The organism is Halomonas sp. NYA30 (assembly GCF_976980765.1).
Map to the genome: position 1 here is coordinate 350,417 of NZ_OZ334477.1, position 14,891 is coordinate 365,307.

Here is a 14,891-nt window from a genome sequence, read left to right on the forward strand (position 1 = left end):
GCATTATTGGGGTGCCGCGCTTAATGGTCAACATGCTACGCTTTGCTCTTAGCATTTATCCTACGGCGATGGCTTCACATGTTTGGCTCTAAAGACAATACGTTGTTGAAGGATGATTTGGTTTGTAAGTACTTACATTTTTGGAGGGGCCGCTATGCCTTTATCTCGTGTTGAAATTGCCACGCCTTCCGCCGAGCGTTTAATTAATCGGCTCTGTAAACACTGGGCGCATAAGCTAGAGGTCGAGCAAAGCGATCAGCAGGCCACCATTACGTTTGCCACCGGCACCTGCTTAATGCTCGCTGAGCCCGATAAATTGGTGGTCGCCATCGAAACCCTGGAAGAGGAGCATTTGGATGAGCTTGAAGGTGTGGTCGAGCGTCACTTAATTCGTATGGCAGGGGATGAAGAGTTGGCGATTGTTTGGGAGAACTAAACTGAGTCTTCATGGCAGCAATCTTCATGGCGGTAAAGGAGAGCGTCTAATGCGCTGGTGCGTCTGCTATAATGGCGGCACTTTTGACATACCGGAACGCAGAGCGCAGGAGTTCGCATGACCCGAATTGCCATTGTAGGCGTGGCTGGCCGCATGGGCCGTACGTTGGTAAATGCTATTGAGCAAGATGCTAAGGCAACGCTGGCTGGCGGCATTGTGGAGCCAGGCAGTTCCTTAGCGGGCGCTGATATTGGCGAGCTCGCTGGGGTAGGGAAGCGCGGTGTCGTCGCGGTAGATTCACTCGCGTCGATAGTTGATGATTTCGATGTGTTGATCGACTTCACGGCTCCGCAGGTCACCCTGGGTAACCTGGCATTCTGCGCCGAACACGGTAAGCGCATTGTGATTGGTACCACCGGCATGAGCGATGATGAGCTGGCTCAGTTAGATAGCTACCGCGATAAAGTGGCCATGGTGTTTGCGCCCAATATGAGCGTTGGGGTTAATCTGACTCTGAAACTGCTCGAAACGGCTGCCAAAGCGCTCGGCGATGAAGGCTACGATATTGAAATAATCGAGTCTCACCATCGTCATAAGGTCGATGCGCCATCCGGTACGGCAATTAAAATGGGTGAAGTGATCGCCGACAGCCTGGGGCGGAACCTGAAAGAGCATGGCGTGTTCGAGCGGGTAGGGCAGTGCGGCCCACGCACGGATAAAGAGATTGGCTTTGCTACCGTGCGCGCTGGCGATATCGTTGGCGAGCACACGGTCATGTTTGCCACCGAAGGCGAGCGCATCGAAATCACTCATAAAGCCTCCAGCCGGATGACCTTTGCCAAAGGCGCAGTTCGCGCGGCACGCTGGGTCGCTGGTAAAGAGGTCGGCCGTTACGATATGCAGGATGTGCTGGGTTTGGATTAAGAAATGACTGATGCTTTAACTGTCTATCACTCAGGGGTAGTTTTAGGCCAAGAATTCCTGTAACATTTCAAAAATTTTGGCCGGGTGGCTTAGAAGCTCTGACTGACAGACCTTAGACGGCGCGCTTGTTGCGTTGGCCAGCCCAAAGCCTGCCCTTGAGTTTACGGCTATTGCATTGATAGTGACGTGGCTCTAAAAGGCATAGAACAACAAGCGGGATGAAACCGATTCTTTTTATCGGCTTCGTCCCGCTTTTTTACGACCTCATTATTGATAATGAGGTCGTGGATTCATGAAGAATTTGCTGAGCCTGCGCCCTACAGGCTCCCACCAGCATGGGAGGATCTTGTTTTGAATAACCCCGCATTGAGCAAACCCGCAATATTGGCCCTGGAAGATGGCAGTGTGTTCCACGGTATCGCCATTGGCGCGGATGGAGTAACCAGCGGTGAGGTGGTGTTCAATACGGCCATGACCGGCTATCAAGAGATCCTCACCGACCCCTCCTACACTCGCCAGATCGTTACCCTCACCTATCCCCACATCGGCAATACTGGCATTAACGCTGAAGATATTGAGTCGGCTTCTATTGCCGCGGCAGGGTTGGTGATTCGTGATCTACCATTAATGGCTAGCAGCTTCCGCTCAGAGCAGTCGCTGTCGGCTTACCTGAAAAGCCAGAACGTACTGGGCATTGCCGATATCGATACCCGCCGCCTGACGCGCATTTTGCGCGATAAGGGCGCCCAGAACGGAGCGATTTTGGCCGGTGCGGATGCCGAGGGCGAAGAGGCAGTGGCGCGGGCGTTGGAAGCCGCCAAGGCGTTCCCAGGGCTGAAGGGCATGGATTTGGCTAAAGAAGTCTCCTGCAAAGAGGCTTACGAATGGTCCGAAGGTGAGTGGACGCTGGGTGAAGGTTACGCTGATGCCACGCAAAGCGAGCGCCCTTACCACGTAGTGGCGTACGATTACGGTGTGAAATTTAACATCCTGCGCATGCTGGCCGCCCGCGGCTGCCGCCTGACGGTGGTGCCCGCGCAAACCCCCGCCGCTGACGTGCTGGCGATGAAGCCTGATGGCGTTTTTCTGGCTAACGGCCCCGGCGACCCAGAGCCCTGTGACTACGCTATTAAAGCGATTCAGGAGGTGCTGGAAACCGATACTCCAGTATTTGGTATTTGCCTGGGTCACCAGCTACTGGCGCTCGCGGCCGGGGCGAAAACCGTCAAAATGAGCCTCGGCCACCACGGTGCCAACCATCCCGTGCAGGATTTGGATGCCGGCACGGTGATGATTACCAGCCAAAACCACGGCTTTGCGGCGGAGGAAGCGACCCTGCCTGCCAATGTACGCGCCACGCATCGTTCGCTGTTCGATGGCACCTTGCAGGGAATCGAGCTTACCGACCGACCGGCGTTTAGCTTTCAAGGCCACCCGGAAGCGAGCCCCGGCCCGCGCGATGTGGCGCCGCTGTTTGATCGCTTCGTGGCTATGATGCAGGCGCGCCGTTAACGCGTCCCTTGCATCACCGTATCGTCGCCTTTTGTCGCTCATCGTCACCATTTTTTTGCGGGAACCGTTATGCCTAAGCGTACCGACATCAACAGTATCTTGATCATTGGCGCTGGCCCGATTGTGATCGGCCAGGCCTGCGAATTCGACTACTCCGGCGCCCAGGCGTGTAAAGCGCTGCGCGAGGAGGGTTATCGGGTTATTTTGGTTAACTCCAACCCCGCCACTATCATGACCGACCCGGCCATGGCCGATGCCACTTACATCGAGCCCATCACTTGGCAGACGGTAGAGAAAATCATCGAGGCGGAGCGCCCCGACGCAATTCTACCGACCATGGGCGGCCAGACGGCGCTGAACTGCGCCCTCGAGCTTGAAAAGCATGGCGTGCTGGAGAAGTTCGGCGTCGAGATGATCGGTGCCAACGCCGATGCGATTAACATGGCCGAAGACCGCGATCTGTTCGATCAGGCCATGAAACGCATTGGCTTGGAATGCCCGAAAGCGAAAGTCGCGCACAGCATGGACGAGGCGTGGGAGATTCAGGCGGAGCTTGGTTTTCCAACGATCATTCGTCCTTCCTACACCATGGGCGGCTCCGGCGGCGGCGTGGCGTATAACAAGGAAGAGTTTGAAGAGATCTGTACCCGCGGTTTTGAGCTTTCCAGCAACCACGAGCTGCTCATTGATGAGTCGCTGCTGGGTTGGAAAGAGTACGAGATGGAAGTTGTGCGTGATAAAAACGACAACTGCATCATCGTCTGTGCGATTGAAAACTTCGACCCCATGGGCGTGCACACCGGCGACTCCATCACCGTGGCCCCGGCACAAACGCTGACCGATAAAGAGTATCAGATCATGCGTGACGCCAGCCTCGCGGTCCTGCGCGAGATTGGTGTCGAGACCGGTGGTTCTAACGTCCAGTTCGGTATGGATCCCAAGACCGGCCGTTTGGTAGTGATTGAGATGAACCCACGGGTGTCGCGCTCCTCGGCGCTGGCCTCCAAGGCAACCGGTTTCCCGATTGCTAAAATCGCCGCCAAACTGGCGGTCGGCTACACCCTGGATGAGCTGCAAAACGATATTACCGGCGGTCGTACACCGGCATCGTTTGAGCCGTCTATCGATTACGTGGTTACCAAGATCCCACGCTTCACCTTCGAGAAATTCCCCCAGGCTAACGATCGCCTAACGACGCAGATGAAGTCGGTGGGCGAGGTGATGGCGATTGGTCGTACTTTCCAAGAGTCGCTGCAGAAAGCGCTGCGCGGCCTGGAAACCGGTAACGATGGCCTCGATCCGATCATTACCGATTTTACGCCGGACAACATGGCGATTATCCAGGGCGAGCTCCAGGCCGCCGGTGCCGAGCGTATTTTCTATATCGCGGACGCCATGCGCTCAGGCATGAGTGTCGATGAGGTCTTTGCCCTGACCAATATCGATCCATGGTTCCTGGTGCAGTTGGAAGATCTAGTGCTGACTGAAAACGCCGTCGCTAAGCGCTCGCTAGCCGACTTTTCTGCCCGTGAGATCTATCAGCTCAAGCGCAAAGGCTTTGGTGATGCGCGCCTGGCCAAGCTGCTCAGCATTAGTGAAAAAGAGTTCCGCCAAACCCGCCAGGCTGCTGGTATTCGCCCGGTTTATAAGCGCGTGGATACCTGTGCCGCGGAGTTTGTATCAGATACCGCCTATATGTACTCCACTTATGAAGAAGAGTGCGAAGCGGATGTGTCTGATCGTCAGAAAATTATGGTGTTGGGCGGTGGCCCGAACCGTATTGGCCAGGGTATCGAGTTTGACTACTGCTGTGTTCACGCCGCCTTTGCCATGCGCGACGACGGCTATGAAACCATCATGGTCAACTGCAACCCGGAAACCGTCTCTACCGATTACGACACCTCTGATCGTCTCTACTTTGAGCCGGTAACGTTGGAAGACGTGCTCGAAATCGCCGACAAAGAGAAGCCGGTGGGCGTGATCGTTCAGTTCGGTGGCCAGACGCCGCTGAAGCTGGCCCGAGAGCTAGAGGCCGCTGGCGTGCCGATTATCGGCACCACGCCGGACGCTATCGACCGCGCCGAAGACCGCGAGCGTTTCCAGGTGATGATCGACAAGCTTGGCCTGAAGCAGCCGCCCAATGCCACGGCGCGCAGCTTTGCCGAAGCGTTTGATAAAGCCGAAGCGATTGGCTACCCGCTGGTAGTACGCCCCAGTTACGTGCTAGGCGGCCGGGCTATGGAGATCGTTTACGACGCCTCCGAGCTTGAAAACTACATGACCCACGCGGTGAAGGTTTCCAACGACTCACCGGTGCTGCTTGATCACTTCCTGAGTGCCGCAATCGAGATCGATATCGATGCCGTGTCGGATGGTCAGCAGGTGGTGATTGGCGGCATCATGCAGCACGTAGAGCAAGCGGGCGTTCACTCCGGTGACTCCGCCTGCGCGCTGCCGCCATACTCCCTGCCTGCCGATGTGCAGGATGAGATGCGCCATCAGGTGAAGCAGATGGCCGTTGAGCTGGGCGTTAAAGGCTTAATGAACGTGCAGCTCGCCTGGCAGGATGGCGAAATCTATGTAATTGAGGTTAACCCTCGCGCTTCGCGTACTGTGCCCTTTGTGTCCAAGTGCATCGGTACCTCGCTTGCCCAGATCGCGGCGCGCTGCATGGCGGGAACTACGCTGGCCGAGCAAGGGTTTGAGCACGAAATCGTGCCGCATTTCTATAGCGTGAAAGAAGCTGTCTTCCCGTTTAATAAATTCCAGGGCGTCGATCCTATTCTCTCACCGGAAATGAAGTCCACCGGCGAAGTGATGGGCTCTGGCGATACCTTTGCAGAGGCCTTCTTCAAGGCGCAGCTTGGGGCAGGCGAAGCAATACCGGCGCTGACCGGCGAGCGTAAAGCGTTCCTTTCCGTTCGTGAACCGGACAAGGCAGGGGTTATCGAAGTGGGCCGTTCTCTGTTAGCATTAGGCTTTACGCTATGTGCAACACGGGGAACAGCGGCTGCTTTGGAAGCTGCCGGGCTTGCCGTGGAGCACGTCAATAAAGTTTACGAAGGTCGCCCCCATATCGTCGATCTGCTTAAGAACGACGAAATCGCCTACATTGTGAACACTACTGAAGGTCGTCAGGCTATCAACGACTCTTCGGTCATTCGCCGTACTGCTCTCTCGCGCAAGGTGCCCTATGCGACCACCTTGGCGGGCGCTAATGCTGTTTGTATGGCGCTTGAGTACGGTAGGGAGATTACGGTGCGGCGCCTTCAGGATCTGCATGCAGGAGCAAGTCAATGAACAAGGTCCCGATGACAGTGGCGGGAGAAAGAAGCCTTCGTAAAGAGCTCGACCACCTTAAAAGCGAAGCGCGTCCGCAGGTGATCGCGGCCATCGCGGAAGCGCGTGAACACGGTGATCTGAAAGAGAACGCCGAGTATCACGCCGCTCGTGAGCAGCAGGGGTTTATCGAAGGGCGTATTCAGGAGATCGAAAGTAAGCTCTCCGTCTGCCAGGTAATTGATGTCACGAAACTGCCGAAAACCGGCAAAGTGATTTTTGGTGTTACCGTGTCGCTAATGAATCTGGATACCGATGCAGAAGTCACATATCGCATCGTCGGTGAAGATGAAGCGGATATTAAATCCGGCCGTATTTCGGTGACATCGCCCATCGCTCGTGCTCTAATCGGTAAAGAGGAAGGTGATGTCGTGGTGGTCAAAACACCCGGCGGTGATGTGGAGTACGAAGTAGGTAGTGTCGAGCACGTGTAATAAAAAAACGCCCCTTCAATTGACCTCGGTTAGGTCGGTTGAAGGGGCGTTTTAGTGCAGCAGCATCTATTTTAGAGCGAGTGCAATCTAACGGTTAATGCCGACCGTGGTGGTTCTCAAAGCGGGTAACATTAGAGAGCTTTGGATTTACCTGCGGGTTCCTACGGTAGAGCAGCGCCATTTTGCCAATGGTTTGCACAAGGTCTGCACGGCTGTTGGCGATCAGTTCGGCTATCATGGCAGCCCGATCATCACGCTCAGGAATGGCGAGTTTCACTTTGATCAGTTCGTGATCAGTGAGTGCGCGGTTAAGTTCTGCGAGCAAATTTTCGGAGACGCCGTTCTCAGAAACGGTGACCACTGGGTTAAGATGGTGGCCAATGCTACGAAATGCTTTCTTTTGTGCCTGTGACAAGCTCATGGTATCTTGCGGTATCCCGGTTAGCGCTTAACGCTCCATCTTACGGTGAAACGTCACCGAGTGAAAGCGATCGCGTGAATGCGCCCATCTCTTATTCCAGTGTTAGATTCCCACATGCAGCAAAAGCCCCCAAGCCGTAAACATTCCGTTAGTAAAACCAGCAATAACTGGAAGAAGGAGCATTTTGACGACCAGTACGTGAAGCAGAGTTGGCAAGATGGCTATCGCTCCCGTGCCAGCTATAAGCTGATTGAGCTGGATGAAAAGGATAAACTGCTGCGACCCGGTATGACGGTCATTGATTTAGGGGCAGCGCCCGGCGGATGGAGCCAAATCGCTGCTGAGCGGGTAGGGCCTGAAGGTGTGGTTATCGCTTCTGATATTTTGGAGATGGATGCGCTCGCAGGCGTGGACTTTATCCAGGGGGATTTTACGGAAGAGGCGGTGTTGGAGGCGATATTAAAACGTTTAGATAATCGTCGCGTAGACCTTGTGATGTCGGATATGGCCCCCAATATGAGTGGTATGGCGGCAATTGATCAGCCTCAGGCGATGTACTTAGTGGAGTTAGCGTTAGAACTCGCTCGCGAAACGCTGTCACCCGGTGGTCGATTTTTAGCTAAAGTATTCCAGGGGGAAGGGTTTGACGCTTACCTGAAAGAGTTGCGCGGCAGCTTTAGCAAGGTAGTGACTCGCAAGCCGGATGCATCGCGGGCACGCTCCCGTGAGGTGTATTTCCTGGCCGAAGGGTTTCGCGGTTAACACATCATATGGTTCGATGACGTTACCTGTGATGGGATAACGGTGTATGTGGTTCATAGCCAAGATTTATCAGCGCGATTGCCAGACAGGCAAGCGCAACGTGTGTCACATTAGCCGCAATACGCGCGTGACACAGATGGCCCGAGGCATAAGACGCTTTGGCAATGGTTGAACGCTTGATGCTGATGTAATGTCATAGTACTAAGATTATTAGTAGCAGGCTTTATTAAGCATCAGGGTTTAACTGACGGATTCTTGTAATGAGGGTAGCCCCTTGAATGATATGGCGAAGAACCTGATTCTGTGGTTGGTCATCGCGGCCGTCCTACTGACAGTGTTCAATAATTTCAGCACCGAAAGCGCACCGCAAAACACCAACTATTCTCAGTTTGTGCAGCAGGTGCAAAATCAGCAGGTACGTAGCGTCACAATTGATGGTTACACCATCAGTGGTGAGCGCACGGATGGCTCTCAGTTTCAGACGATCCGCCCATCGGCAGAAGATCCGAAGCTGATGGACGACCTGTTGAGCAATAATGTGACGGTCGTGGGTAAAGAGCCAGAGCAGCAAAGTATCTGGACGCGGCTACTTATTGCCAGCTTCCCGATTCTGCTGATTTTGGGCATCTTTATGTTCTTTATGCGCCAAATGCAGGGTGGCGCCGGCGGTGGTAAAGGCGGCCCGATGAGCTTTGGTAAATCGAAGGCCAAGCTGCTCTCTCAAGATCAGATCAAAACGACCTTTGCCGACGTGGCTGGCTGTGATGAAGCCAAAGAAGAAGTCGAAGAGTTAGTCGACTTCCTGCGTGACCCCACCAAGTTCCAGCGTTTGGGCGGTACGATTCCCCGTGGTGTGTTAATGGTAGGGCCTCCGGGTACCGGTAAAACGCTGCTGGCAAAATCCATTGCTGGCGAAGCGAAAGTGCCGTTCTTCTCTATCTCGGGCTCTGACTTCGTTGAAATGTTTGTCGGTGTCGGCGCATCACGTGTGCGTGACATGTTCGAACAGGCTAAGAAGCAGGCGCCCTGCATCATCTTTATCGATGAGATTGACGCCGTGGGCCGCTCTCGCGGTGCTGGCATGGGTGGCGGTAACGACGAGCGCGAACAGACGTTGAACCAGCTGCTGGTCGAGATGGATGGCTTTGAGGCTAACGAAGGCGTCATCGTTATCGCTGCGACTAACCGTCCGGACGTGCTTGATCCTGCGCTTATGCGTCCAGGCCGCTTTGACCGTCAGGTTACTGTTGGCTTGCCGGATATTCGTGGTCGCGAGCACATTCTTGGCGTTCACCTACGTAAAGTGCCGCTGGGTGATGACGTAAAACCGCAGCTGATTGCCCGTGGTACGCCTGGCTTCTCTGGCGCGGATTTGGCCAACCTGGTCAACGAAGCTGCCTTGTTTGCCGCGCGCCGCAATAAGCGCTTGGTCAGCATGGAGGAGTTGGAGCTGGCTAAAGACAAGATCATGATGGGCGCTGAGCGCAAGTCGATGGTCATGACCGATAAAGAGAAGCTCAACACCGCTTATCATGAATCAGGTCACGCCATTATCGGTTTGGTTGTGCCTTCTCATGATCCGGTCTACAAGGTAACCATTATCCCCCGTGGGCGTGCCCTCGGCGTGACGATGTTCCTGCCGGAAGAGGATCGCTACAGCCTGTCGCGTCAGCAAATTCTGGGGCAGATCTGCTCGCTGTTTGGTGGTCGTATTGCTGAAGAGATGACGTTGGGGCCGAACGGGGTCACTACCGGCGCCTCCAACGATATCAAACGCGCCACTGAGCTTGCTCACAACATGGTGGCGAAGTGGGGGTTGTCGGACGAGATGGGTCCGATCATGTACGATGAGGACGAGTCGCATCAGTTCCTCGGCGGCCCAGGCCAGGGCGGCAGTAAGATGAAGTCGGGTGATACCACCACGCGCCTTGATAAAGAAGTCCGCAAAATCATCGACGATTGTTATGAGCAGGCGCGCCAAATCCTGACGGATAATCGCGATAAGCTCGATGCCATGGCCGAAGCGTTGATGAAGTATGAGACGATTGATGCCACGCAGTTGAAAGACATCATGGAAGGTCGCACCCCTCGCCCACCGGAAGGTTGGGACGACGGTGATTCATCCGGCGGCGGTACGCCTGTTGGCGGCGGTGATAAGCCAAAAGCGCAAGAAGCCGATGATGATACGTCTACCAACGCTTCTGGCGACGGCGAAGAGGATGATGACGAGCCGCGCCGTCGGCCTTCAGATCCTCTCGGCGGCCCGGCGGGTCCCTAGGTGATTAGATAGTTAACCCTGCGTATAAGCCGAAGGCGCCCCGTCAAGGGGCGTCTTTTTTGTTATGCTGTGCCTATAACACTGCAAAGTTTCTTTTATTGATCAGGCTGCAGCATGAAATCACTTATGGATACGTCCTCTACGCAAGCAGCGGAAAATGCTTTCCAGCTGCGTTGTGGGCGCCACCTGCTGGATCTCTCCTTTCCCCGCGTTATGGGCATCCTTAATGTCACACCCGACTCTTTTTCTGATGGCGGTCAGCACGTCGCGCTAGATGATGCATTGCGCCATGCCGAGCGAATGTTGGCGGAAGGGGCGGCAATCATTGATGTGGGCGGCGAGTCGACTCGTCCTGGCGCTACGCCTGTCAGCCCCCAGGAAGAGCTTGACCGGGTTGCCCCCGTGGTGGAAATCCTGGTGCGCGAGCTGGATGCGCTGGTATCGGTGGATACCAGTTGTCCCGCTGTTATCCGCGAGGCGAGTGAGTTGGGCGCAGGGATGCTTAACGACGTGCGCGCATTAGAGCGCGAAGGGGCACTGTTGGCCGCGGTGGGCAGTGGCTTGCCCGTTTGCTTGATGCATCGCCAGGGCGAGCCGCAAGATATGCAGCAGGCACCTGCTTATTCGCGCCCCATTGAGGAAGAGGTGGCTGACTATTTGGCCCGCCGTGTGGCCGAGTGTGAGGCGGCCGGGCTGCGCCGTAATCGGCTTTTAATTGATCCTGGTTTTGGCTTCGGCAAAACCGTCGAACACAATCTACGCTTACTCAAATATATGGAGACTCTGCAATCGTTGGAGCTTCCATTGCTGGTAGGTATGTCGCGCAAGAGTATGATTGGCAAAGTGTTAGGCCGCCCGGTAGAGGAGCGTCTTTCCGGTGGTTTGGCACTGGCAGCCATGGCGGTAGAGCGTGGGGCGAATATTCTGCGTGTACATGATGTCGCTGCAACGGTAGATGCAGTCAATATGGCGTGGGCGGTACTACAAGAGGGCTGCGAGCCGCCGCTTAACAAGGAGTCTGACGCATGACAAGGCGCTATTTTGGTACCGATGGTATTCGCGGCACAGTGGGTAAATCGCCCATTACGGCTGATTTTATGCTCAAGCTAGGCTGGGCAGCAGGGCAGGTCTTGCGCCGTGATAAAGGTCGAACGCGGGTGTTAATTGGCAAAGATACGCGTATCTCTGGCTACATGTTTGAATCCGCATTAGAGGCGGGGCTTTCTGCCGCCGGTGTGGATGTGTCGCTGTTGGGGCCAATGCCTACACCAGGCATCGCCTACTTGACGCGTACGTTCCGTGCTGACGCGGGTATTGTCATCTCGGCATCTCACAACCCCTTCGATGACAATGGCATCAAATTCTTCTCCGCAGAGGGCAAGAAGCTCCCTGATGAAACGGAAGATCGTATTGAGGCCATGCTTGAAGCGCCGCTGACCACGGCAGAAGCTGCTCAGTTGGGTAAAGCTACCCGTATCGACGACGCCGCAGGTCGTTACATTGAATTTTGTAAATCAACCCTGCCTGATCGGCTTAGTTTGCATGGCCTTAAGGTAGTACTAGATTGCGCCCACGGTGCCACTTACCATATCGCGCCTAATGTGTTTCGCGAGCTGGGGGCTTACGTTACCACCATCGGCGCTGCGCCCGACGGGTTAAATATTAACCAGCAGGTAGGTTCAACGCATCCCGCCGCATTGCGTGCTGCCGTCATTCAGCAAAATGCAGACTTGGGGATTGCCTTTGATGGTGATGGTGATCGCGTAATGTTGGTTGACGGCGATGGCCGCGAAGTGGATGGCGACGATATCCTCTATTTAATTGCCCGTGATCGTCATGAGCGTGGTTTGCTGCAGGGCGGCGTGGTGGGCACCTTGATGTCTAATTTTGGCTTATCCATGGCGCTGGATAATCTGGGTATTCCTTTTGAACGTGCAAAAGTGGGCGACCGTTTTGTCATGGAGCGAATGGCCGCTAACGGTTGGGAGTTGGGTGGTGAGTCGTCAGGGCACATTGTCTGCGGTCATGTGCAGACTACCGGTGATGGTATCGTCTCGGCGCTGCAGGTATTGGCGCTGATGATGCGCGAGCAGAAGAGCCTGCCGACGCTGCTAAAAGAGCTGGAAAAAGTGCCGCAGGCGCTGGTTAATGTGCGTTTACCCGCCCATACAAGTGCTAAAGAAGTGATGGAGTCGGCGCCGCTCCAGCAGGCGGTTGCTGCGTTAGAGCATGAGTTGGGTGATGAAGGGCGCGTATTGTTGCGCCCGTCAGGCACTGAACCGCTAATTCGTGTGATGGTGGAGGGGCGTGCCCATTTGGATGTCGAACAATTGGCGCACAGCTTGGCTGAACAAGTTCAGGCATTGCTTAAATAAATGTGCCCCACTAGTCGATATAGCTAGCTGGCCCAGGAAAGCAAACCTGTGCTTACAACAGCGGTTGTCTTGACAAGGCCGCTCCTATACCATTTCGCTCCACCTTGAGTGAGGAGAGTCGATGCGTACGCCTTTAATTGCCGGTAACTGGAAAATGAACGGTTCCGTGGCGTTGATCAACGAATTCGGACAGGCCTTCTCTGCCGCCGTATCGCCAAAGGGCGTGGATGTCGTTATCATTCCGCCGTTCCCTTATTTGGATGCGGCGCGCCTTGCGTTTGAGGGCACGGGGCTGTCATTGGGTGCGCAAACGTTGAATCCCATTCACTCAGGTGCCCATACCGGTGAAGTGAGTGGTCGTATGCTCAAAGAGTTTGCGGTCTCTTACGTATTAGTTGGGCACTCAGAGCGGCGTCAGCTTTATAAAGAGAGCGACGAACAGATATTTGCGCGTTTGCTAGCGGCATTGAGCGTGGATATCACGCCGATTCTCTGTGTGGGAGAGTCTTTAGAGGAGCGCGACGCAGGCCGTACGATGGACGTGGTGCTGCGCCAAGTAGGGCATGTAATGTCTCGCCTGGAGCCAGACCAGCGCAAGCAAGTGGTTATTGCCTACGAGCCCGTTTGGGCAATTGGCACGGGGCGTACGGCATCTCCTGAACAAGCCCAGGAAGTCATGGCAGGCATTCGTGCTTACCAGGCGGGCTTTGATAAGGGGTTAGCTGAACAGCTGCGTTTGCTATACGGCGGCAGTATGAACGCAAGTAATGCGGCTGAGCTGCTTGCTCAGCCAGATATCGACGGCGGTCTAGTGGGCGGAGCCTCACTCAAGACCGATGATTTTTATGCCATTTGTCAGTCAGCAGGATAACGCCATGCAAGTTGCAATTCTTATGATCCATGTGGTGATTGCGGTCGCCCTGGTGGTACTCATTCTGCTTCAGCAGGGTAAAGGTGCCGAAGCCGGTGCGGCTTTCGGGGGCGGTGCTTCACAAACTGTGTTTGGTTCGCGGGGCAGCGGTAACTTTTTATCGCGCACGACAGCTATTTTGGCAGCGGGTTTCTTCGTTACCTCGATGGCGCTGGCTTACTTCGCCACCCAGGCTGGTCAGGCACCGGAAGCAGGTATTCCAGATTCGCGTTTGATCGAGCAGCAGCAAAGCGTCCCGACGCTTGACGACAGGCCTGCAGACGTGGATAATACCGCGCCAGTGCTAGAGGAAAGCAGCGAGTAATTAATCCTCGTTGTTTAGTTAGATAACGTTTCTTTAGCCTCCCCTGATGCCGAAGTGGTGGAATTGGTAGACACGCTATCTTGAGGGGGTAGTGACCGTATGGTCGTGCGGGTTCAAGTCCCGCCTTCGGCACCATCTGTTTTGCTGGTTCGCCAGCTTCCCAGAATGTTTTTCTTTACTGTCAAAATGGCACTGTTGCATTTAGCAGCTAAATGAAAAGCAGCTTTAAGTAAGATGTTCTTGAAGCAAGTAGTTCTTGACGTAGGTGGCTTTAGTGTCTATTATCGTCGACCTAGATTGATGCGGGGTGGAGCAGTCTGGTAGCTCGTCGGGCTCATAACCCGAAGGTCATCGGTTCAAATCCGGTCCCCGCTACCATTTCCTAGTAACATGTAGATAGTTTGTTTCCTTTGTACTACTTTGGAAAACAATCAATCTTACCAGGCTAGCCCTGTTACATGTTCCTAAGATGGTACTTAAGGTTTCTTTCAAAAAGCCCCTTCCAGTGAAGGGGCTTTTTGTTAGCAGCTTTTGGATAGCGAGCGCTTTTGTAAACAGGAGCGCCTTAAGAACGGATGTCGTCCGGATTTTCGGAGACACATTCCCGAGTAACGCCAATCAGCCACCTAGCTTTTCTAATAACTCCTGGCCAGGTGCCTGATGCAACGGCTATAGGAGCTTTGTCTGTGGCCACTAAACACGCTGCGCTTCACGCGCTGATCGAACCTGTTGTTGCTGCCATGGGCTTTGAACTATGGGGCATCGACCATCTTTCCCAGGGCAAGAATTCGCGGCTGGTGATCTATATCGAGCGCGAGAGTGGCGTTAGCGTGGAAGACTGCGCAGATATTAGCCGCCAAGTCAGTGCTGTTATGGATGTGGAAGACCCCATTGCCGGTGAGTATCGGTTGGAAGTCTCTTCGCCAGGCATGGCACGTCCCTTGTATTCCCTGGATCAGTTTACCCGCTTTCAAGGTCATCACGTCGCGCTCAAGCTGCGCACTGCCTTTGACGGGCGGCGCAAGTATCAAGGGCTTCTGGTCGGTGTTGAGGGGGATGAAGTACTCATTCAACTGGATGGCGAAGAGTATTGCTTTCCGATTGAGAGTATTGATTCTGCTCACATTGTACCGCAGTTCGACGATTAACCGAGTGGCGGCGCTGCCGGCAGGCTG

General features: G+C 54.7%; 13 protein-coding genes and 2 tRNA genes. 14 read left to right on the plus strand and 1 reads right to left on the minus strand.

Annotation, left to right across the window (positions count from 1 at the left end; genetic code table 11):
• Nucleotides 1–154: 154 nt before the first annotated feature.
• The 5 genes from ACWI0H_RS01730 to greA all read left to right on the plus strand — a co-directional run bounded on the left by ACWI0H_RS01730 (nt 155) and on the right by greA (nt 6,645).
• On the plus strand, nt 155–436 hold the full coding sequence (locus ACWI0H_RS01730) for a DUF2218 domain-containing protein (protein WP_176304311.1): 282 nt from the start codon (nt 155–157) through the stop codon (nt 434–436).
• Between the two features lie 117 nt (nt 437–553).
• Nucleotides 554–1,360: a 4-hydroxy-tetrahydrodipicolinate reductase gene (gene dapB / locus ACWI0H_RS01735; protein ID WP_485874637.1), complete on the plus strand. Its 807-nt coding sequence runs from the start codon at nt 554–556 to the stop codon at nt 1,358–1,360.
• 366 nt (nt 1,361–1,726) lie between these two features.
• Nucleotides 1,727–2,872 (plus strand): glutamine-hydrolyzing carbamoyl-phosphate synthase small subunit, encoded by a 1,146-nt coding sequence (gene carA, locus ACWI0H_RS01740; RefSeq protein WP_485876143.1) that lies wholly within the window; start codon nt 1,727–1,729, stop codon nt 2,870–2,872.
• Nucleotides 2,873–2,941: 69 nt separating this feature from the next.
• Nucleotides 2,942–6,172: a carbamoyl-phosphate synthase large subunit gene (gene carB, locus ACWI0H_RS01745; protein WP_485874638.1), complete on the plus strand. Its 3,231-nt coding sequence runs from the start codon at nt 2,942–2,944 to the stop codon at nt 6,170–6,172.
• Nucleotides 6,169–6,645: a transcription elongation factor GreA gene (greA, locus tag ACWI0H_RS01750; protein ID WP_485874639.1), complete on the plus strand. Its 477-nt coding sequence runs from the start codon at nt 6,169–6,171 to the stop codon at nt 6,643–6,645. Before carB ends, greA begins: the two co-directional genes overlap by 4 nt.
• A 94-nt stretch (nt 6,646–6,739) precedes the next feature.
• Here the strand turns inward: greA and yhbY are convergent, their stop codons facing one another.
• Nucleotides 6,740–7,066, minus strand: coding sequence for a ribosome assembly RNA-binding protein YhbY (yhbY, locus tag ACWI0H_RS01755; RefSeq protein WP_008958789.1), 327 nt, complete (start codon nt 7,064–7,066; stop codon nt 6,740–6,742).
• A 114-nt stretch (nt 7,067–7,180) separates the two neighbouring features.
• Between yhbY and rlmE the strand changes: the two genes are divergently transcribed.
• From rlmE to rimP, 9 genes are all read left to right on the plus strand, one after another.
• Nucleotides 7,181–7,828 carry a 23S rRNA (uridine(2552)-2'-O)-methyltransferase RlmE gene (gene rlmE / locus ACWI0H_RS01760; protein WP_101145700.1) on the plus strand — a complete coding sequence of 216 codons (648 nt, stop codon included), beginning with the start codon at nt 7,181–7,183 and terminating at the stop codon, nt 7,826–7,828.
• Nucleotides 7,829–8,102: 274 nt separating this feature from the next.
• Nucleotides 8,103–10,106: an ATP-dependent zinc metalloprotease FtsH gene (gene ftsH / locus ACWI0H_RS01765; protein WP_176304308.1), complete on the plus strand. Its 2,004-nt coding sequence runs from the start codon at nt 8,103–8,105 to the stop codon at nt 10,104–10,106.
• Nucleotides 10,107–10,220: 114 nt separating this feature from the next.
• Nucleotides 10,221–11,135, plus strand: coding sequence for a dihydropteroate synthase (folP, locus tag ACWI0H_RS01770; protein ID WP_485874640.1), 915 nt, complete (start codon nt 10,221–10,223; stop codon nt 11,133–11,135).
• Nucleotides 11,132–12,481, plus strand: a complete 1,350-nt coding sequence (gene glmM / locus ACWI0H_RS01775; protein ID WP_101145697.1) for a phosphoglucosamine mutase — start codon at nt 11,132–11,134, stop codon at nt 12,479–12,481. Before folP ends, glmM begins: the two co-directional genes overlap by 4 nt.
• A gap of 121 nt (nt 12,482–12,602) precedes the next feature.
• Complete coding sequence (gene tpiA / locus ACWI0H_RS01780) at nt 12,603–13,352, plus strand: triose-phosphate isomerase (protein WP_101145696.1); 750 nt, start codon at nt 12,603–12,605, stop codon at nt 13,350–13,352.
• A 4-nt stretch (nt 13,353–13,356) separates the two neighbouring features.
• Complete coding sequence (gene secG, locus ACWI0H_RS01785) at nt 13,357–13,716, plus strand: preprotein translocase subunit SecG (RefSeq protein ID WP_022520708.1); 360 nt, start codon at nt 13,357–13,359, stop codon at nt 13,714–13,716.
• A gap of 48 nt (nt 13,717–13,764) precedes the next feature.
• Nucleotides 13,765–13,851: transfer RNA gene (locus ACWI0H_RS01790), tRNA-Leu, on the plus strand.
• A 166-nt stretch (nt 13,852–14,017) separates the two neighbouring features.
• Nucleotides 14,018–14,094: transfer RNA gene (locus ACWI0H_RS01795), tRNA-Met, on the plus strand.
• A gap of 308 nt (nt 14,095–14,402) precedes the next feature.
• Nucleotides 14,403–14,864, plus strand: coding sequence for a ribosome maturation factor RimP (gene rimP / locus ACWI0H_RS01800; protein ID WP_008958796.1), 462 nt, complete (start codon nt 14,403–14,405; stop codon nt 14,862–14,864).
• Nucleotides 14,865–14,891 lie beyond the last annotated feature (27 nt).